The following is a 20048-nucleotide window of genomic DNA, read 5'->3' on the forward strand; positions in this document are numbered from 1 at the left end:
TAATTCTTGCAAAATTTAAACATTGGCGATATATACGAAGTATTCATTGACAATATGGCGCATGAGGGCCAGGGCGTCGGAAGATTAGATGGAATTGCTGTTTTTGTAAAAGGCGCTTTAAAAGGAGAGAAGGTCTTAGCCAAAATTGATGAAAAACATAAAAATTATTTAAATGCACATGTAGAAGAAATATTAGAGCCATCACAGGAAAGAATTATGCCTAAATGCCAATATGCTGATAAATGTGGAGGTTGTATGCTTCAACATTTAACATACAGCGGACAGTTAGAATTTAAAAAACATATTGTTGAAGAAAGCTTGAAAAGAATTGGGAAAATTGATGCTTCTGTATTTGATACGATAGGCATGTCTGACCCACTGCATTACAGGGATAAAGCGGAATATCCATTGAGCTTTAGAAATGGCATGGTAGAAGGTGGATTTTACGCATCTAAATCACATGAAGTGATCGGCATAGATTCCTGCATGATTCAAAATAGCGTCAGTGTCGATGTGATGAAAACCGTTGTAGAATGGGCAAACGACTATAAGATTGCAGTTTACGACAAAAAAACTGAAAAAGGGATTTTAAGGCATGTGATAACAAAGATTGGTTTTGCAACAAAAGAAGTCATGGTTATCATTGTGGCAAATGGCAGAGACATTCCATACAAGAAAGAACTTGTAAGTCGGCTTAAAGGAAATATTGAAAACTTAAAAAGTGTTGTTTTAAATGTAAATAAAAGCAATGGAAAACAAGTCATGGGTAACAAAAATATTGTCATATATGGTAATGATTATATTACTGATTTTATTGGGTATAAAAAATTTGAAATATCTCCTTTGTCGTTCTTTCAAGTAAATCCGGTTCAAACCAAAGTATTGTATGAGAAAGCGTTGGAATATGCAGATTTAAAAGGCGATGAAACCGTCTTTGATGTGTACTGTGGCATAGGCACGATATCGATATTTTTTGCAGAACATGCGAGAAAAGTGTACGGAATAGAGGTAATACCAGATGCTGTAGAAGATGCGAGGCGAAATGCAGCCATAAATAGAGTAAATAATGTAGAATTCATCGCTGGAAAAGCAGAAGATGTCATGAAAGAACTATGTAATAAAGGTTTAAAGCCAGATATCGTAGTGTTTGATCCTCCGAGGAAAGGATTAGACAAAGATGTTGTAGAAGCATCGATAAAGATGAATCCTGAAAAAATAATTTACGTTTCCTGCAACCCGACTACATTGGCAAGGGATTTGAGGATTTTTGAAGACAATAGATATAAAACAAAAAAAGTGCAACCAGTCGACATGTTTCCATATACTTATCACGTGGAGACGGTTGTTCTGCTGTCCCACAAAAACTCCAGATGATTTTATCTGCGTAAAGATAGATTTTACTGGCAATAGACAGAGGATGCCTGACCGAGTTACATACAAGTTGATACAACGATATGTTGAGGAGCATTACGGATTTAGAGTGCACACTGCTTACATAGCAGAGGTAAAAAGAAAGCTGGGTTTGCCTACATACCCAGCTCCCAACGCAGTAGAGAAAAGAAAACACCACTACTATTCAGTTCCACCTTATAAAGAAGATGCTATAATAGACGCCCTTAAATACTTCAAGGTTATTGATTAAAGTCCTCTTTGACGGTTTTATCCGTCAAGGAGGTTTCTTTTTATCCGCACCCATAAAGAGTCAATAAAGCTCTGTATGCATCAGGGTCTCTATTATCGAGCCATTCCTCTAGATTCATTATAATAACTCGGCGGTCAAAGTCAACCACATCATCGCTGCAATCTTCCTTGGATGCCAGTAAGCACAACCTAAAGCTGTAAATCTCTTGTATGTTTCACTAGCAATGTCCACATCCTCATACACGAACCAGTCGTAAGGTAAGTCCTGAAAAAGTGTCGGTGGGTAATTTTTAGTAAATTCGATACGAATTTTAGTCGTTTTTCCTACATTTTCATCGTCAGTGTAGCAGCATGAGTAGCTTACATTAAACCCAAGTTTTATCAGTCTTTCGACTACACCGATTATTGAAAGGTCAGTTGGAACAGCTTTTGTCTTGCATTTAGGGCAAGGTATGGGCCAAAGCTCTGGGAATATTTCAAAGCAATTCGGACAAATAAGCATCATACGAAGTTTCCCTCCTTTACAAGTTTATAGAATGTTGTTCGTTTCAAGTTTAACTTTTTCATTGTCTCTGTGGCGGTCTGTTTTCCGGACTTCCATTTTTGCAATTCCTCCACAAAGCCGTCAGGAGCTTCAATTCTAGGCCTGCCAAATTTGACTCCTTTTGCTTTGGCTGATGCTATACCTTCGGCTTGGCGAGTCTTAATTTTAAGCCTTTCTTTTTCAGATAAGTAAGCTAACAATTCAAAAACGATGTTAGCAATGAGCTTCTTCTCGAGGTCACTTTTATCGGCTGTGGAGACTATGGGCATATCGAGGACTACAATATCCACACCCATCTGTTGTAAGTCGTGCCATTCAGTCTTTACCTGCTCATAGTTACGTCCGAGCCTGTCTAATTCTTTGATGACTAGAGTATCTCCGGACCTCAAAAGTTGATTTTTTAAGACTTGGTAACCGGGACATTCAAAATCTTTGCCAGAGCATTTGTCTGTGATTATGTAGCGGTCCTCAACTCCGTAAGCCATTAGAGCTTCTAGCTGACGGTCTAAATGTTGCTCTGTGCTGCTTACTCTGGCATAACCATATATGCGTCGCATAGTCAGCACCTCCTTTTTTATTCGCAAAATCAAACTTTAACGAATAATCAAAAATATACTTTTGCTTTATTCGTAAAAGATATATCGGCCTATTTACGAATATCCGCAAATAAAACATACTTTTACGAATATCTGTAGATACAGTTATAACTTGACCATTAACCTTTAGTCAAGCATTTTATTCGGTGCCATCGGGCTTCCTGCGGTATTTAGCTCTTTTACCGCTTTATCATAAAATCTATATAAAATTCCTGAGCGTAACAATTTAAGTTCACCTTTGTTGCCCATGACCTACTTAAAGCAAATAGAAACCTTTGGAACAAAAACTAGCCAATTCTTGCAATTGTTCGCACGTTGGAATATAATGAATTCATGGACTTCCTTGATGGAGGTGTTTATAATGGATTATTTATCAGCAAAGGAAGTAGCTGAGAAGTGGAATATTTCAAGACGGAGAGTTCAGATACTTTGTGAAGAAGGCAGAATACCAGGAGCCTTCAAGCTTAGTGATGTTTGGGTTATACCCAAAGATGCGGAAAAACCTGCAGACAGACGTAAGTCTAAGAAAAAAACAGCGAATGGAGAGGTTGATAAATTAGTGTCGGGGGATTGATTATATGAGACCACCTAAGGTTTTAGATAATAAAAAGTATAGGGTTATAGATGAGTTAAAGGCGGAATTACGAAAAGGTTCAAAGTTATCAATTATATCAGCTTACTTTACCATCTATGCTTATGAAGAACTTAAAAAGGAACTAAGTAAGATAGATAGCATGAGGTTCATTTTTACCGAGCCTACTTTTGTACGCAAGGACCAAGAACTTTATAGGGAATATTACATAGTGCGTAATACTGAAAAAAAGATATCTGGCAATGAATTTGAAATAAAGTTAAGGAATGAAATGAAGCAGGCGGCTATAGCCAAGGAATGTGCTCAGTGGCTAGAAAAGAAAGCAGAAATAAAATCTTTGAGATGGCCAAATCCTGCTCAGCCAAGGCTGGTTTATATAGAAAATCCGGAAGATAATGTGTCGATAAATGGCACTGTGGACTTTACTACTGATGGTCTAGGCATCACTTCATCCAATAGATTAGACAGTAACGTGTGCTTGTATGGTAAAGAGTATACTATTGGTTTTTTACAAGCCTTTAATGAATTGTGGGAGGATGATACTGCTGTTCAAGATGTTAAAGAAAAAGTTCTTGAGCAAATACGAATCCTTTATAAAGAAAATACTCCTGAGTTCATCTACTTTGTTACTCTTTACAATATATTCTATGATTATCTTGATGAGCTAACCGAAGATAATATTGTTAAAAGCCGTACAGGCTTTAAGGAGACCCTAATCTGGAATAAACTATATAAATTCCAGAAAGATGCTGTTATGGGAGCAATTAACAAGCTTGAGAAGTACAATGGCTGCATCATAGCTGACAGTGTGGGACTTGGAAAAACTTTTACTGCACTGGCTGTAATTAAATACTACGAACTCAGAAACGACAGGGTTCTTGTACTAGTGCCCAAGAAACTTCGTGAAAACTGGACCATTTATACTCAAAATGATAAACGCAATATTTTTGCTGCGGACAGGTTTAATTACGATGTTCTAAACCACACTGACCTTAGTAGGACAAGTGGCTATTCCGGTGAGATTAACCTTGCTACTTTAAACTGGTCAAACTATGACCTTGTCGTAATAGATGAGAGCCACAACTTCAGGAATAATCCACCGGTAAAAGGACGTATAACTCGTTATCAGCGCTTGATGAATGATATTATAAAATCCGGCGTTAAAACAAAGGTGCTTATGTTGTCAGCAACCCCTGTGAACAACCGGATGAATGATATCAAGAATCAAATCGCTTTTATAACTGAGGGCAGGGATGATGCCTTCAAGGATGTGGGTCTGGATAGTATTGAATTTATTCTTCGAAAAGCACAAACCGTATTCAATAGATGGTCTGAACTGCCTGAAGATGAAAGAACAACTGAAACATTTGTCAATATGATGGATACAGATTATTTTAAGCTCCTGGATACGGTAACTATTGCCCGTTCCAGAAAGCATATAGAAAAATATTATAACTTAGAGGGGATAGGAAAGTTTCCCACCAGACTACCACCTGAGAACAGATATCCTGCAATTGATGCCAAAGGCGAATTCCCGCCTATAGAAGATATCAATAGACTTATAAAAAAACTTACCTTGTGTATCTATTCACCTTTGGCCTATGTACTTCCTGAAAAAAGAGCTGCTTATGAAGAAAAATACGATATGGTAGTAGGCTCAAATAAAAGCATCTTTAAGCAGATAGATAGGGAGCAAAGTCTAGTTGGACTTATGCGTGTAAATATTTTAAAAAGATTGGAAAGCTCCATCAACTCATTTTCAATAACTGTTGAGAACATTCTCCATAAAATAGATAAGGCACTGGAAGCTATAGAACAAAGGCAATTTGACTATGATGCGGAATTGGATATCAATGATATTGATATAGACGACCCAGAGCTTGAAAGCCTCATGTTCGGCAACAATGTAAAGGTATTGCTCCAAGATATGGACCTTATTAAGTGGAAACAAGACCTACTGGCAGATAAGGACAAGCTGGAAACCATTTTATTGGAAGCTATGATTGTTACGCCAGAAAGAGACGCTAAGTTAATTGAACTTAAAACCCTTATAGAAAACAAAATACAAAATCCAATAAACCCTGGGAACAAAAAGGTTATCGTATTTACTGCTTTTGCTGATACAGCCAGATATTTATATGAGAATTTGGCCGATTATTTTGCTAAGAAAGGTATTTATTCTGCTATTGTAACAGGAAGTGGTGATAATCATTCTAATTTACCTATACCAAAAGAATTGAGAAAATCGATTAAGATGTCAGATATAAATACTATATTGACCTTGTTCTCTCCTATCTCAAAGGAGTGTTCCAAGATATATCCTGAAGTTAATGAGTATATAGATATACTTATTGCTACGGATTGTGTATCTGAAGGCCAGAACCTACAAGACTGCGATTATTTGATAAATTACGATATTCATTGGAATCCGGTTAGAATTATACAACGATTCGGGCGTATAGACCGTATAGGTTCAATTAACCAATCTGTCAAATTAGTAAACTTTTGGGCTACCAAGGACTTGGATGAATACATAAACCTCCAGCAGCGTGTCAGAGGCAGGATGGTTTTATTGGATGTGTCTGCCACAGGGGAGGAGAATATTATAGAAACAGACTCTAGCAAAGAGATGAGAGACCTTGAATACCGTAAGAAGCAGCTTGAAAGGCTGCAGAAAAAAGTTGTGGACTTAGAAGATATATCGGGAGGTATATCGATAACAGACCTGACCTTTAATGATTTTAAGATTGAGCTTATGGAATATATGAAAACCAATAGAAAGCTTTTAGATGAGGCGCCAAATGGAATGTATGCAGTTGCAAAGATAGACGAAAGCGTAAAAGATATTATAAAGCCAGGAGTGATTTTTACCATTAGACAAGTCAAAGGGAAACAGCAAAGCAAAGAGCAGAACCCTTTATTTCCCTACTATATGGTTTATATCGCAGATGATGGGGAAGTAAAGCTATCCTTCCTTCAAGCCAAGAAGATATTGGATTATTATAAAAAGCTATGTTCCGGACAAAAAGAAGTATTTAAAGAGTTGGCAGAGGAATTTAATAAAGAGACCAATGATGGCCGTAAAATGAAACATTATTCAGATTTGTTGGAAGCTTCTATTGAAAACATTATAGGCAAGAAGCAGGAGATTGGAGTGGCCAGCCTTTTTAGCAAAGGAGGTACCATCATGCCGAAAAGAATCTTTGATGGTATTGAGGATTTTGAACTAATTACATTTTTAGTCATAAAGGGTTAGGGGGAGTAGCTATGGATGATTATAGTTTTTTAAACATCCCTGATAGCTGCTTTATCGGTAGCACTATATATAAAAAGCTGTTTTATGAAAATGCTAATTTGTCTTCCAGTGATAAGTATTTGTTTACAGATATCATAAACAAGATAGTATGGCTCTACTGCCTTAAACCTGAAACAATAAACATACCGGCCTATAAGGATGAAGTGCGGGAATATCCGGAGATTGAAGTTATAGAAGTTATTGTAAATAAAGATTATGGGCTTAACAGAATAGCAGAGATTATTATGAGGACTATCCCCTACCCTATGTTGCTGATTTTTAAGCTGGAAGATAAAAGACGGTTTTATGTGGCTCACCAGAGGACAAGCCAAAGTGACAGCAGTAAGAATACCGTTGAGGAATTTATCTCTACTGACTGGTTAGAGAGCGATAGTGCTTTATTCTCTAAGCTTGATATAAAGCAAATGAGGTTTACAAATTTTTATACACTTTATAGTGATATTGTAGATGCTATCAGTGTTTATAACCTATCAACTATTATGCCGATGGATGACACTATAACAGGTACGGAGGCAAGAGAGCTTACGGCTAAGATAGAAGACATAGAACAAAAAATAATAAGTCTGAGGTCTAAACTAAAAAAGGAAACTCAGTTTAATTGCAAGATGGAGCTAAATATAGAGATTAAGAGGCTAGAACAGAGTAAAAATAAATTACTTGGAGGAGATAACGAATGATAGAAACAACACTTACGGGCAAAACCCCTGACATAGCAGAAGAAAATATCAAGAAGTTAATGACTATGTTCCCTGAAGTTGTTACAGAGGGAAAGGTAGATTTTGAAAAGCTGAAACAAATTCTAGGGGAATATGTAGATGATAGTAACGAACGCTACAACTTCACTTGGAACGGTAAAGGGCGTGCCCTGCGTTTATCCCAAACACCTTCACTGGGAACTTTAAGACCATGTAAAGAAGAAAGTAAAAACTGGGATACGACACAGAACCTTTACATAGAAGGCGATAATCTGGAAGTATTAAAGCTTTTGCAAAAAAGCTACTATGGAAAGATTAAAATGATATACATAGACCCGCCCTACAACACGGGAAAAGACTTTGTTTATAAGGACGATTTTCATGATAACATTGAAAACTACAAGAGAATTACAGGACAAGTAGATGGCAATGGTAAGCCAATAAGCACAAATACAGAAACCAGTGGTCGATACCATACTGACTGGCTTAATATGATGTATCCAAGATTGAGATTGGCTAGGAATTTGCTGACTGATGATGGGGTTATTTTTATTAGCATTGATGATAATGAAGTGGATAATCTTAAGAAAATTTGTAATGAGGTGTTTGGGGAAGATAATTTTGTTAACAAGATTGCGTGGATAAACAATATTACTGGTAGACAAATTTCAGGATGCGGAGCGGCTAAAACCTACGAATTTATATTAGTCTACGCTAAGGATATTAACAATCTTTCTACCTTTACAATTCCTATTAAGTTTGCAAAAGAGGCAATGCCTGACGCTTATAAAGGATTCAATAAAGATATACGAACAGATGAACGAGGCGAGTTTGCAGTTGGAGACACACTTTATAACCATAACCGCATGTTTAATGAGGAAACAAGACCAAATCTTGTGTTCTCTATTTACTATAATCCAGATACTGGAGAACTGATACCTGATGACATAGGTTTAAATAAGGCTGGATTTATAGAAATAGAGCCACACAAGAACGATGATGGTACACACAAATATCATGCTTGGAGATGGTCACGCCAAAAAATAGTTAACGAAAGTTATAATTTGATTGTGTTAAAGACAAGGTCTGGTAGCTATGAGATATATACGAAAATCAGAGATTTCAAAACAACTGTTCTTAAGGATATTATCACGAATATTTCGAATGGAGATACAGAGTTAAAACAGTTATTTGATGGGCGAAAGTACTTTGACTATCCTAAGTCAACTAATCTACTTAAAGCTCTAATAAGAGCTACACCAAAGAATGAGAATTCAATAATTCTTGACTTTTTTTCTGGCTCAGCAACTACAGCCCATGCTGTAATGCAGCTTAATGCCGAAGACGGTGGCAATCGTAGATTTATTATGGTACAGCTTCCAGAGCCTACGGATGAAAATAGCGAAGCCTACAAAGCCGGCTATAAGAATATCAGTGAGATAGGTAAAGAGCGTATCCGCCGTGCTGGTGAAAAAATCAAAGAAGAATATAAAGATAAAGAGAATATAGAAAACCTTGATATTGGCTTTAAGGTGTTTAAGCTTGATACCTCTAATATACGAAAATGGCAGCCAGATTATGATAATTTAGAGTATTCTTTAATGGATTATATAGACAATTTTGTAGACGGCAGGACGGAACTTGATGTTGTTTATGAGATAATGCTCAAATATGGCCTTGACCTGACTTATCCAGTTGATGAGTTTACAATTGCCGGTAAGAAAGTTTATTCTATTGGTTTTGGTATGCTTATGATTTGTCTTTATGACGAAATTACAACAGAGGTTGCTAGTGGTATTTTAGCAAAAGTAAAAGAATTATCACCTGAAAGCAGCAGAGTTGTATTTAAGGATAATGGATTCAAATCAGATAGCAATAAGACCAATATCAAGGAAATACTTAAATCCGGCGGAATTGAGGAATTTATAACTATATAGGGAGGTATGGTCCAAATGAAGCTAAAATTTGAAAAAAACTTAGGATACCAACAGCAGGCCATAGCTTCCGTTGTGGATTTGTTTAGGGGCCAAACACCTATGCAAACCAATTTTACTGTATCTGCTTATAATGGACAAATAGGCCTGTTTGATACAGAAAACGGTATAGGCAATAGGCTTGAACTGGATGAAGAAGAGATACTTAAAAATTTGCAAGAAGTCCAGCTTAGAAATGGCCTACCACAAACAAAATTCCTGAAAGCTGGAGAATATGACTTTGATATAGAGATGGAAACCGGTACAGGTAAGACCTATGTCTACTTAAGGACAATCTTTGAACTCCATAAAAACTATGGGTTTTCCAAGTTTATTATTGTTGTTCCGAGCATTGCCATTAAAGAAGGTGTGTATAAAACCTTACAAATTACAGAGGAACACTTTAAGGAATTATATGATAATACAATTTATCACTACTTCATATATGACAGCAGCAAGCTGGAACAGGTAAGAAGTTTTGCGGTGAGCGATAATATTGAGATTATGGTTATAAATATTGACGCTTTTAGAAAAAGTTTTACAGACCCTACTAAAGAAACTAAAGCCAATATTATTCATAGGACAAATGACAGATTAAACGGTATGAAGCCAATTGAGCTTATTCAGGAGACCAGACCCATCGTTATTATAGACGAGCCGCAATCGGTAGACACGACTCCTAAAGCCAAAGAGGCAATTAAGTCCCTTAATCCTTTATGTATATTACGTTACTCAGCAACTCATGTGGAAAGGCACAATCTGGTTTATAAGCTGGATGCAGTAGACAGCTATAATTTAGGTCTGGTTAAGCAGATAGAAGTTGCTGGGTTTACAACTAAAGACTACCACAATAAAGCATATTTGAAGCTTTTATTTGTAGACAATAAAAAATCTCCTATAACTGCAAGAATAGAGATGGACGTCAAAAATAAAAAAGGTGTGGTCGAACGGAGACCAGTAACAGTTAAGCGTGGAGATGACCTTTATGAAAAATCCGGAGGACGTGATGTATATGAAGGATATATTGTTAGCGAGATTTATTGCGAAGTTGGGAATGAATATGTCGCCTTTACAAGCAAGCCGGATATTCTACGTATAGGAAAACCTATAGGAGATGTGGACGACCTGGCCATTAAAGAACAGATGATTAGAAAGACTATTGAGGAGCACCTAGATAAGGAACTGGTATTAAATAAGCTAGGAATAAAAGTCTTGAGCCTGTTCTTTATAGACCGTGTGGCAAATTATCGTTACTATGATGAAAATGGGAATCCTCAAAAGGGTATCTATGCAAAGCTCTTTGAAAAACATTATAACGACCTCATAAGACAGCCTAAGTATAATACGCTGTTTAAAGATATTGATTTAGATACTGATGCAGAAGAAGTCCACAATGGCTATTTTTCAGCAGATAAAAAAGGTGTCTTAAAAGATACCAGTGGTTCTACGCAAGATGATGAAGATACTTATAACTTGATTATGAAAGACAAGGAGCGTCTTTTATCCTTTGATACTAAACTTAGATTTATCTTCTCACACTCAGCATTACGTGAAGGCTGGGATAACCCCAATGTGTTCCAGATATGTACCCTAAATGAAACGCAGAGCGAGGTCAAAAAGCGTCAAGAGATTGGTCGTGGCTTGCGTCTTTGTGTTAGTCAGGAAGGAGAACGTCAGTATGGTTCTTTTGTAAACACACTGACGGTTATCGCTAATGAAAGCTATGAGGAATTTGCAGCTAAGCTCCAGAAAGAATACGAAACTGAAAGCGGCATACGATTTGGCATTATTGAAACTCATTTATTTGCTAATATTCCGGTAAAGCAAGAGGATGGAAGTATAAAGTATTTAGGACAGGAAGCTTCTGAGGCTATATTCAAAGCATTTTTAGATAATGGCTATATTGATGAAACAGGTAAAGTGCAGGATAAGCTGAAAATTGATATAAAAGATAACAAGCTAAATGTACCGGAAGAATATGAACATGTAAAGACAGAGATTACGGCTCTTGCCAGAAAAGTGTGTAGCGGACTTAATATCAAGAACAATAGTGATAAAAAAGCTATTAAGCTTAATAAGCAGGTCTATCTTGACCCTGAGTTTAAAGAGCTATGGGATAGGATAAAATACAAAACTACCTATTCTGTAGATTTTGATAGTGGAAAGCTAATTGATGAATGTTGTAGAGAGATGCAGAAAAGCTTATTTGTAAGTTCTCCAAAGCTTATATATATGAAAGCAGGACTTGATATTAGTGCCGGTGGGGTCGTTGCGGAAGAATCAGATAGATATGCTGTTGCTTTGGATAACCAACAGGAAAATCTACCTGATATCATTGCCTATCTCCAGAATGAAACCAATTTGACAAGAAAAACTATTGTGGAGATACTAATAAGAAGCAATACTCTCCACCTTTTTAAGAAGAACCCTCAAAAATATATGGAGCAAGTAGCGCAAATTATCACTGCTAAAATGAGGTTAATGATAGTTGATGGCATTAAATACACAAAGATTGGTAACGACGAATATTATGCACAAGAACTTTTTGAAAGTGAGGAACTTATCGGCTACTTGTCCAAAAACATGATGGAAAGTAAAAAGTCAGTATACGAATATGTTGTATATGATAGCGCCAACGAAGAGAAATTTGCTAGAAGCTTTGAAAACAATAGCAAAGTTAAGTTGTATGCAAAGCTTCCCGGTTGGTTTACTATACCCACTCCACTAGGCAGCTATAATCCTGACTGGGCTGTACTAATCGATGCGGACGGTAAAGATAAGTTATACTTTGTACTAGAAACCAAAGCTGATACTATGTTTGATGCCCTAAGACCAACGGAAAGAGCTAAAATTGAATGCGGAAAGAAACACTTTGAGGCTTTAGGTACTGAAGTAGGATTTGAAGATATAGATAGTTTCGAAGAATTTATAGAAGAGAAAGTAGTAGTAAAGTAGGGCTTTTAATATGCGCTGCGATAAAAACAATAAGCATATAAGAATTATAAAGTGAATTGTGAATTTTTATTGAGGTTTAATCTTTTTAAAGTCATAAAAACACCACTTAGCAGTCAATTTTGCTAAGGGGTGTTTTTTAACCATTATTTTTCGAGCGTAAGCAGCCCTTCAAAAGGTTTTTATACACTGAGTCGACCAAAACTTCAAGAGTAAAATCTCAAAGCGATTGTAAAGCGATTTGAAGCGTACAAACAGTGTTTCAGCAGTTTATGCGCAAGCGATGACTACGATAGGACATGGGAGAGATATATCATGAGAAAGCTAATACCGGTTTTATTGGCAAGTTTTCTCTTAAGTGTTTGCGCAAGCACTGATGCACCAAAAAACAGGATTATTCATCTGGACGACGAGGTAGTGTCAAGAGGCCTTAGCACATTGCGTTTCAGGACACCGACCATATTTACGCAACACTCTTTATATGAGTGTTGTAAGGTCGATAGCTTTTTCGTTTGCATCTTAACGACATCTAATTTTATCCGATAGCAAAAGGATTTCTGACTATCGTAACCACTAAAATTAGTAAGCTAAAAGTAACTTCGATAAAAAATACAGTATGACAAATTGCTGGTTTGTTTATCATATGATAAATAATAACTTAAAAACTTATATGCAATAGATGAGTTTTTTTGATCTTATTGCGTATCGGAAACTAAATTATGCCTTGCAAATATTTATAATGGGTATAATGCAGGTGTGGATGCTGGAGTGAATGTGTGGAAACACAGGAGTAGTTTACACAGATGGATGCGTAAGCCTGTCACGCAAGGTTTTATCGGACATCTTGCAGCGTTCCATACGATGTGAGAATCTACACCATCTGTAAGGTGAAGCTACGATTAATGTCGTCCGTAAAATGTTTGAACATCAAGTTGCTGGAAAATCCCTCAATTACGGGATTTTCCAGACGGACGCATACAAACGATTATGCAAATGATTAGGCCGATTTTTGTTTTGGTAGTTACAAAGACCTCATTTTTTCCGTAATCATCTGCATTATCATCAATGAATTCATATTCAAAGGTAAACATATTAATAATCAACCTCATTCTTTATAAACGAGTTTTAAATTTTTATAGATTTTTATTCTCAATATGAAAACAAACTAGGCCTTGCAATATTTTATAATGCGACCAATGCATGTGTAGGTGACATGAGTGTGAGTTGGAGGAAGGAGTGGCTTACGCAGAGGGCGTCGTAGGCCTACGACGTCAGGTTTTATCGGCGTTCTCGAAGAACTGACGCACTCTTTTCTTCGTAACCTTAATTGCGTCTTCGGCCACATCGCAAGCTATGATCTTACGACCACCTAATTCCAGGGTGGCTATGACAGTCGAGCCACCTCCGCACATAGGGTCGCATTCGACGTCTCCGTTCTTACTTAACCTACGCAGTATATCTTTAATCCCTTCTACGCTCTGCCCCCCCAGCGATGATAGGTTATATCCGTCCCATCGTCCGGGGGAGCTTCTATAACATCGTAAACCAGTTCACCTTCGCAAATCCCTTTTACAAGCCATATCACGTGCTTATAGGCAGTTACAACTTTTCTCGCATGTATCAGAGGCGATTCTCTTTTACAAATGTAAGCTAAATCCCAATTAAATCGAAGTCTTTTATCCGATGTAAGTTCTTTCATGGCTATATCAAGGTGTGCTCCACCGCACATGACTACGAGTGAGCCGCTTTCTTTTAATATTCGTCCGGCAACAGACGCAATATGACGGTATAGTTCTTTGACAGCTCGTCCGTCGTAAGGCGCGGGTTAACAAAAACTAAATCAACGGATTCGTCCTTTATTTGAGGTAGGCCTGTCCCATATATCGTCAACGAACACCTTGACGTCGTCCTCCGTAATTTTAACGGAGGCAGTTTTATTCGCCTTACGCATCTGATACAAAAGCCTTTGACAGTATCGGGGAGATTTACTTCCCCGCTGTGCCATCAGGTCCAATACACCGGGGGCTTTTAGTGCTCTCAAACTTCTTTCCGAAATATTTTCTAAAATCTCCGGATGTGCTAAAAGATAAGGGTGTTTAGTCCAGTTATAATCATTTGTGTCCGACTGTCCATTTTGGACAGTTTTATCCGATAATTCCCGTCTTACAGAGCCGACAGTTGTTGGAGAAACCCCCAACATCATTGCTATTGCTCTATCTGATAATTCGGGAGTAATACGCAGTCTGTCTTCGATAAGCTTACGCTTTTCCGCCCTCGTAAGCTGCTTTATTTGCTGCTTACGCAATCAATCACCTCCTTACGCAGTGTGAGCCGATACTATTTTATCATAAATTTTTGAGGTTTTATCTGTGCAAATGTGTGCATTGCATAAATCCTCTCAAAAGTGATTGGGAGGTTACATATATGAATCAAGAAAAGATAAAAAGAAAATTCACAATTCATTTAACGAATATGATTGAAAAATACGGACAGTCGGTTATTAACGCAATAGATGATAAGAACAAAGATAAAGCCGGTAAATAATTTGAATAGATGTTTTCAACGGACTACCAATGAAGGTAGTCTTTTTTATTTGCCCACAATTTTTCTGTGTGATATACTACTTCCGAAGGACGGTGGCTATATGGTTGAAAAAGAAGTAAAGAAAAAAGTAGTTACATATTTGCGAGTATCGACAAGTATGCAAGTCGAAGGCTACTCGATTGATGCACAGCTTGCGTCAATCGAGAGATATGCCAGAGCCTACGATATAGAGATAGTTAATGTTTATAAAGATGAAGGTAGGTCTGGCAAAAGTATAGCTGGGCGGGACGATTTTATCCACATGATTGAAGACATCGAGTCAGGCAAACTTAACGTTGATTATGTAATGGTTTTTAAATTATCACGTTTTGATAGAAATGCAGCCGACGTATTAAATTCCCTACAAAAGTTACAAGAATATAACGTAAATCTTATTTGCGCAGAGGACCGGCTGGATTCATCCACAGGTAGCGGCAAGCTGATGATGACGATTTTATCGGCAGTCGCTGAAATAGAGCGTGTTGTAGAAAAGTTTAATAAAAAGTGGTATTATATATATTGTGGTGTATTATTGCTAGACATATGTTAAGTGTACATTATGGATATATTGGAAATCTGAATATTACAGCAACAAGTTAGTATTATAGGGGGTAAATATTATGAGCAAACGAGTTTATATTAGTGCAGATTATTCAGAAGATAGCGGCGACCGTAATGTTGTTGAAACACTCAATAAATGGGGCACTGATAATCTGCATAAAGTAGACTTCATAGATATGTCTAAAGTGGTTTCAGGTAGCGTTTCAAATGATCCCGATTGTCGACCTTGTGACTTGAAACAAGAGTTTAATCGACAGATAAATGCATCTTCCGCTGTTATTATTGTAATTGGCGATAAGACAGCATCACGTACAGCGGGCAGCAGTTGTTCTCGAGCGACAAAAGACCAGATAAATTGCAGTTGTACTCCATATAAGCAAAATATTAATGGTTCCAAGCCTTGTAAGGTATCTATGACTTGTTCTCCCGGAGCAGATGATGATGTTGGTAACATAAATGCGTATTCTTATCTCCGGCACGAGTTTGAACAAGCAAAAAAACGTAAAAAGCCCATCATTGTTGTTTATAACTCGTTACAAAAGGAAACAAACTGGCTTCCTTCTTATATGGCAGATTATGAATCGGATGCGCAGCCTTTTTGGATAAAGAATAATTATGGTGAGAAAGTTGGCAATTATGCTTACGTAAAACAGGTGCTTGGATATGAATAAGTTCTTAAAAATAAGTTTCACTTGGGCATTGAGTATAATTTCTATGGTTTTTACGTTTGTCCCTGAAGCGAGTTTTGAAGGATGCAAACTGATAAAGGATGCTTCCAACAAAGTGAATGTAATATTAAACCGTCTTTTGACTTTTATTACTATATTCGTCATAGTAGTAATAGCTCATGCTATTTATCGTTGTGTTAGAAGGAGCATTTGCATAAAAGGACACGGTTATAGCATTGTGATTGAATATGGGGACATACTTAAGAAAGAAAACTGTAAAAGAGTTATTAATTTTGACGAATGTTTCACAACGAGTGTAGGAGATGAGCCTTCGGATGTTAAACGCAGTTCTATCTGTGGACAATACCTTACAGCAAATCCAATACATAACATGCAAGCTTTGATTGAAAAAGCTCAGCTAAAGCCAGCTAAGGGGAAGTCAAGATATCAAGGCAAAGTGAGGTATGAGTCAGGAAGATTGGTGCCAAACGGTGATGACCTATTGATGGCATTTGCTAAATTAGACGAGGATGGACGAGGATGTTTTTTCTCACGTGAAGAATTCCTTGATTGCCTATCAATACTGTGGAATGAGATTGATAAGTATTATGGGCAAAAAGATGTGTGTATTCCTATATTGGGATCGGGAATTACACGTTTTGAAGACAAACTACTGACCAAGCAGGAGCTGTTAGACATAATAGTAGCATCGTATAAATTGAGCTCACATAAGATAAAACCACCATTTCAATTGCATATTGTGTGCAAAAAGAGTGATGATTTTTCTTTAAACAGGATTGGCGAAAAGTTGTGATGTATAAACAATATGAAAAAAGTGATTATCTGGTGTGAGTTTGTATGATTTACCAAATTACTCTAAACTAAAGCTTTTAAATCAAGTTGAAACGGAATTTACATGGATAATTATTTCAAGCAACTGATATTTACAATCAACATTATAAATGAAATATATCAATTGCTTTAAGGACTCAAAGCGTAGTAGTAAGTTCATTGGACATGTTTCCCCGAACGACGTTTTTTCAAAAATGGCCGAAAAACCCATTGATATGTTCCTTCGAACAGATACTATAAAAAATGGCCCACAGACATCAATTCCATCAACTCGATCCATACAGAATGCGTAGTGTTGATAGATAAGGAATAGCTTGAAATCAAATGTGGAAAAATATACAGGTAGAGAAGGTTTTGTATCGTATAGAGAAACTTATAGCTTTGTAAATGATATGGAAGATATATTGCGAAAAGCAAGGAATACCGATGATATATTATTAACTTTGGATATTGCATTTCTTCTGCTTAACGAGTCTATAAGAATTTTTCAATACGCTGATGATTCCAATGGCGAAATAGGTTTCCTTGTATCTGAAACTATAGACTTAATAGGAGATATAGTAACAGATGGTAGTTATTTAGATGATGATTTAAAAGAGGAGATATTTAATAAATTGCTTAGGCAAATTGACAACGAAATTTTCGACGAATGGAATGATTATAAAATTGATCTTCTTAGATTATGTCTTGAATTTGCAGATATCGAAAAGCTAAGGAATGAGCTTATAGCGAAAATAAAGTCTATTATTGCCATGAATTCGGGTGATGAGTATAAAAGATACAGCAATGAGAAGATGCTGCAAATATTATTTGAAATAATTGATACTTATGGTACTTATGAAGAAGCTTTAGAGTTTATAGAAAAAAATTTAAATTATACCTCATTTAGGGAGTTACTCATAAGTAAGTTTATGAAAGAAAAAAAGTTTAATAAAGTTATAGAATTAGCTTTAGAAGGCGAAAAGAAAGACAAAAAATATGCAGGATTGGTATTAAAATGGAAGAAAATAAGATATGAAGCATATAAAAAACTTTCTCTAAAAGAAGAACAAAAAAAGTTAGCCAAAGAACTTCTTTTTGAAGGCAACTTTGAATATTACAATGAACTTAAAGAACTAATTACAGGTGATAAGGCAGAATTTTACAATAACTTAAAACAAGAATTAAGAAAGAATGATGGATGGGTCAGTAGGAATATTTATCTTAAGCTTATAGTGGAAGAAAAAGATCTTGATGAGATAATGGAGTTTGTAAAAGAAAATCCAAGTATCATAGAAGGATATGCTGAAATGTTGCAAGAAAAGTTTAAGGATGAGGTGATTGAGGTATATAAAAAGCATATAATGGCAGTTGCAAATTCATCATCTAATAGAAAAGAGTATAAAAAAGTATGTGAAGTTGTTAAAAAGTATAAAAAGATAGCAGGCAATAAAAATATGGAGGAAATAGTTGATAAGCTAATTGCTTTATACAAAAATAAGCCAGCATTTGTAGATGAACTAAATAAAATCAAAAAAATTAAAAAATAAGGGGAGGAATTACTTTGATAATTATTTATCTACTTGTATATGTATTTATCATTTTCTTTTTTTTCATTGAAAGAAGACTTCGCAAAGATAATGATGCTAAGACACTTGAAAAATCTAAGCACGATAAAAGAACTACTGATATTATAGGACTTTCTTTTCTCGTGGCAATATTGCTATTAATAATTACACCATTATTTAACTATTATAAAATTGGATTTATTAATTCTGGCTTACGATTTAATTTCGTTGGTCTTGTTATTATCCTTACAGGTCTTATCATAAGGATAACGGCTTTCATTACACTTGGAAGATTCTACACAAGGACATTGAAAATAACTGAAAACCATGTAGTTGTATCAAATGGAATTTACAAATATATTAGGCATCCTGGATATTTAGGAACTATTTTGCTCTTTATTGGTGCGAGTATTTCTATGGGTAATATTATTAGTATCATAATAATTTCTGCATGTATTTTACCGACATATATTTATAGAATAAAGACGGAAGAAGAAATGTTAATTGAAGCATTTGGTGATAGATACAAGATTTATGCTAAAAAGACAAAAAAGTTGATACCTTTCATTTGGTAATATATTTTATTGTAGTGGAGATACATATAGGCTCTGTATTGTTTTATAAACTATGTGTATTTAAACCTGCTTTTTAGAGGCAGGTTTTTTATATTGTTATGAGAAATGTTATTAAATCAGGTGGTTAACTTTAAGCATTTTGATGGAAGTAATTTGATGGACGCTGCCATGTAAGTGATTCTCATAAAAATTGTGTTATATGAGTGAATTTTATGTTATTGACCAAATCGGTTAATGATGTTATAATATTATTAACCGATTTGGTCAATACATTTGTGAGGTGATGCTTTTGGATAAATTATTAGATTTACCTGTGGAAAAACGACGAAAAATAATCGATGCTGCTATGACATGCTTTGCTGTTAACGGATATAAAAAAACATCAATAAATGATATTGCCAATGTTGCTAAAGTTTCAAAAGCATTGATATTTCATTATTTTGGATCGAAAAAAGCCTTATACTTATATTTGCTAGAATTGTGTGGCAATATTTTTCTGAATGAAATAAATGAAAAATTCGATGACACTATTACTGATTTCTTTGACAGAATTAAGCATGTTACAGAAATAGAAATTTCTATTTTAAAAAAATATCCTTCTATGCCTTCTTTTTTAAAGAGTGCATATTTTGAAAATGATGACGAGGTAAAGGACGATATAAAGGCTATTTTATCTAATAAAGAACTTGAAAATTTGAGAAATAAAATTGCTTTTGGCGTCGATACTTCAAAATTTAAAGATGATATTGATCCAAAAATGATTATGAAAATATTCACCCTATTAACAGATGGGTATTTAAGTAAATTACCTGCAAATGATATTGATCTTGATGTATTATGTCATGAGTTTTATGGATATATAGATCTTTTTAAAAAGAATTTTTATAAAGAGGAATACACTCGATTTGCTCAAAACTGATTTGTTAAATTAAGATATGTTCAGATAGAAGGGA

At 35.7% G+C, this 20048-nt stretch carries 16 protein-coding genes; 13 read left to right on the plus strand and 3 right to left on the minus strand.

Annotation, left to right across the window (positions count from 1 at the left end; genetic code table 11):
- Positions 1-6: 6 nt before the first annotated feature.
- Together rlmD and JJQ93_RS00885 are read left to right on the plus strand one after the other, a co-directional pair.
- On the plus strand, positions 7-1374 hold the full coding sequence (rlmD, locus tag JJQ93_RS00880) for a 23S rRNA (uracil(1939)-C(5))-methyltransferase RlmD (protein ID WP_274892419.1): 1368 nt from the start codon (positions 7-9) through the stop codon (positions 1372-1374).
- A gap of 43 nt (positions 1375-1417) precedes the next feature.
- On the plus strand, positions 1418-1642 hold the full coding sequence (locus tag JJQ93_RS00885) for a hypothetical protein (RefSeq protein ID WP_274892420.1): 225 nt from the start codon (positions 1418-1420) through the stop codon (positions 1640-1642).
- 117 nt (positions 1643-1759) lie between these two features.
- Here JJQ93_RS00885 and JJQ93_RS00890 read toward each other — a convergent pair whose 3' ends face one another.
- Both JJQ93_RS00890 and JJQ93_RS00895 read right to left on the minus strand, forming a co-directional pair.
- Entirely contained in the window at positions 1760-2143 is a 384-nt protein-coding gene (locus JJQ93_RS00890; protein ID WP_274892421.1) for a hypothetical protein, read from the minus strand.
- Entirely contained in the window at positions 2143-2742 is a 600-nt protein-coding gene (locus tag JJQ93_RS00895) for a recombinase family protein (RefSeq protein WP_274892422.1), read from the minus strand. The genes JJQ93_RS00890 and JJQ93_RS00895 overlap by 1 nt, the downstream gene beginning before the upstream one ends.
- A gap of 385 nt (positions 2743-3127) precedes the next feature.
- Between JJQ93_RS00895 and JJQ93_RS00900 the strand changes: the two genes are divergently transcribed.
- Genes JJQ93_RS00900 through JJQ93_RS00920 form a run of 5 tightly spaced genes read left to right on the plus strand, consistent with a single transcriptional unit; the run spans position 3128 to position 12312 of the window.
- Positions 3128-3355 (plus strand): helix-turn-helix domain-containing protein, encoded by a 228-nt coding sequence (locus tag JJQ93_RS00900; RefSeq protein ID WP_350494214.1) that lies wholly within the window; start codon positions 3128-3130, stop codon positions 3353-3355.
- A 4-nt stretch (positions 3356-3359) separates the two neighbouring features.
- Positions 3360-6629 carry a helicase-related protein gene (locus tag JJQ93_RS00905; protein WP_274892423.1) on the plus strand — a complete coding sequence of 1090 codons (3270 nt, stop codon included), beginning with the start codon at positions 3360-3362 and terminating at the stop codon, positions 6627-6629.
- 11 nt (positions 6630-6640) lie between these two features.
- The gene (locus JJQ93_RS00910; RefSeq protein ID WP_274892424.1) at positions 6641-7366 is read left to right on the plus strand and encodes a DUF4391 domain-containing protein; all 726 of its coding nucleotides are present in this window, start codon (positions 6641-6643) and stop codon (positions 7364-7366) included.
- Complete coding sequence (locus JJQ93_RS00915; RefSeq protein ID WP_274892425.1) at positions 7363-9321, plus strand: site-specific DNA-methyltransferase; 1959 nt, start codon at positions 7363-7365, stop codon at positions 9319-9321. Before JJQ93_RS00910 ends, JJQ93_RS00915 begins: the two co-directional genes overlap by 4 nt.
- A gap of 15 nt (positions 9322-9336) precedes the next feature.
- Positions 9337-12312: a type III restriction-modification system endonuclease gene (locus JJQ93_RS00920; RefSeq protein WP_274892426.1), complete on the plus strand. Its 2976-nt coding sequence runs from the start codon at positions 9337-9339 to the stop codon at positions 12310-12312.
- A 1837-nt stretch (positions 12313-14149) separates the two neighbouring features.
- Here the strand turns inward: JJQ93_RS00920 and JJQ93_RS00925 are convergent.
- Positions 14150-14614 (minus strand): helix-turn-helix domain-containing protein, encoded by a 465-nt coding sequence (locus tag JJQ93_RS00925; protein ID WP_274892427.1) that lies wholly within the window; start codon positions 14612-14614, stop codon positions 14150-14152.
- 288 nt (positions 14615-14902) lie between these two features.
- Here JJQ93_RS00925 and JJQ93_RS00930 point away from each other — a divergent pair, with 288 nt between their 5' ends.
- The 6 genes from JJQ93_RS00930 to JJQ93_RS00955 all read left to right on the plus strand — a co-directional run bounded on the left by JJQ93_RS00930 (position 14903) and on the right by JJQ93_RS00955 (position 20014).
- Positions 14903-15442, plus strand: a complete 540-nt coding sequence (locus tag JJQ93_RS00930; protein ID WP_274892428.1) for a recombinase family protein — start codon at positions 14903-14905, stop codon at positions 15440-15442.
- Positions 15443-15512: 70 nt separating this feature from the next.
- Complete coding sequence (locus JJQ93_RS00935) at positions 15513-16124, plus strand: TIR domain-containing protein (protein ID WP_274892429.1); 612 nt, start codon at positions 15513-15515, stop codon at positions 16122-16124.
- On the plus strand, positions 16117-16935 hold the full coding sequence (locus tag JJQ93_RS00940; RefSeq protein WP_274892430.1) for a macro domain-containing protein: 819 nt from the start codon (positions 16117-16119) through the stop codon (positions 16933-16935). Before JJQ93_RS00935 ends, JJQ93_RS00940 begins: the two co-directional genes overlap by 8 nt.
- A 352-nt stretch (positions 16936-17287) precedes the next feature.
- Entirely contained in the window at positions 17288-18502 is a 1215-nt protein-coding gene (locus tag JJQ93_RS00945; protein ID WP_274892431.1) for a hypothetical protein, read from the plus strand.
- A 14-nt stretch (positions 18503-18516) separates the two neighbouring features.
- Positions 18517-19095: a methyltransferase family protein gene (locus JJQ93_RS00950; RefSeq protein WP_274892432.1), complete on the plus strand. Its 579-nt coding sequence runs from the start codon at positions 18517-18519 to the stop codon at positions 19093-19095.
- 289 nt (positions 19096-19384) lie between these two features.
- Complete coding sequence (locus JJQ93_RS00955) at positions 19385-20014, plus strand: TetR/AcrR family transcriptional regulator (protein ID WP_274892433.1); 630 nt, start codon at positions 19385-19387, stop codon at positions 20012-20014.
- Positions 20015-20048: the final 34 nt, after the last annotated feature.

The sequence above is a fragment of the Thermoanaerobacterium sp. R66 genome, assembly GCF_028895185.1.
Taxonomy (GTDB): Bacteria; Bacillota; Thermoanaerobacteria; order Thermoanaerobacterales; family Thermoanaerobacteraceae; genus Thermoanaerobacterium.

Excerpts from the sequence above, each read along its gene's own strand:
- JJQ93_RS00885 (WP_274892420.1), top strand. The coding sequence starts at position 1,418 with ATGCCTGACCGAGTTACATACAAGTTGATACAACGATATGTTGAGGAG.
- JJQ93_RS00890 (WP_274892421.1), bottom strand. The coding sequence starts at position 2,143 with ATGCTTATTTGTCCGAATTGCTTTGAAATATTCCCAGAGCTTTGGCCC.
- JJQ93_RS00895 (WP_274892422.1), bottom strand. The coding sequence starts at position 2,742 with ATGCGACGCATATATGGTTATGCCAGAGTAAGCAGCACAGAGCAACAT.
- JJQ93_RS00900 (WP_350494214.1), top strand. The coding sequence starts at position 3,128 with ATGGAGGTGTTTATAATGGATTATTTATCAGCAAAGGAAGTAGCTGAG.
- JJQ93_RS00905 (WP_274892423.1), top strand. The coding sequence starts at position 3,360 with ATGAGACCACCTAAGGTTTTAGATAATAAAAAGTATAGGGTTATAGAT.
- JJQ93_RS00910 (WP_274892424.1), top strand. The coding sequence starts at position 6,641 with ATGGATGATTATAGTTTTTTAAACATCCCTGATAGCTGCTTTATCGGT.
- JJQ93_RS00915 (WP_274892425.1), top strand. The coding sequence starts at position 7,363 with ATGATAGAAACAACACTTACGGGCAAAACCCCTGACATAGCAGAAGAA.
- JJQ93_RS00920 (WP_274892426.1), top strand. The coding sequence starts at position 9,337 with ATGAAGCTAAAATTTGAAAAAAACTTAGGATACCAACAGCAGGCCATA.
- JJQ93_RS00935 (WP_274892429.1), top strand. The coding sequence starts at position 15,513 with ATGAGCAAACGAGTTTATATTAGTGCAGATTATTCAGAAGATAGCGGC.
- JJQ93_RS00940 (WP_274892430.1), top strand. The coding sequence starts at position 16,117 with ATGAATAAGTTCTTAAAAATAAGTTTCACTTGGGCATTGAGTATAATT.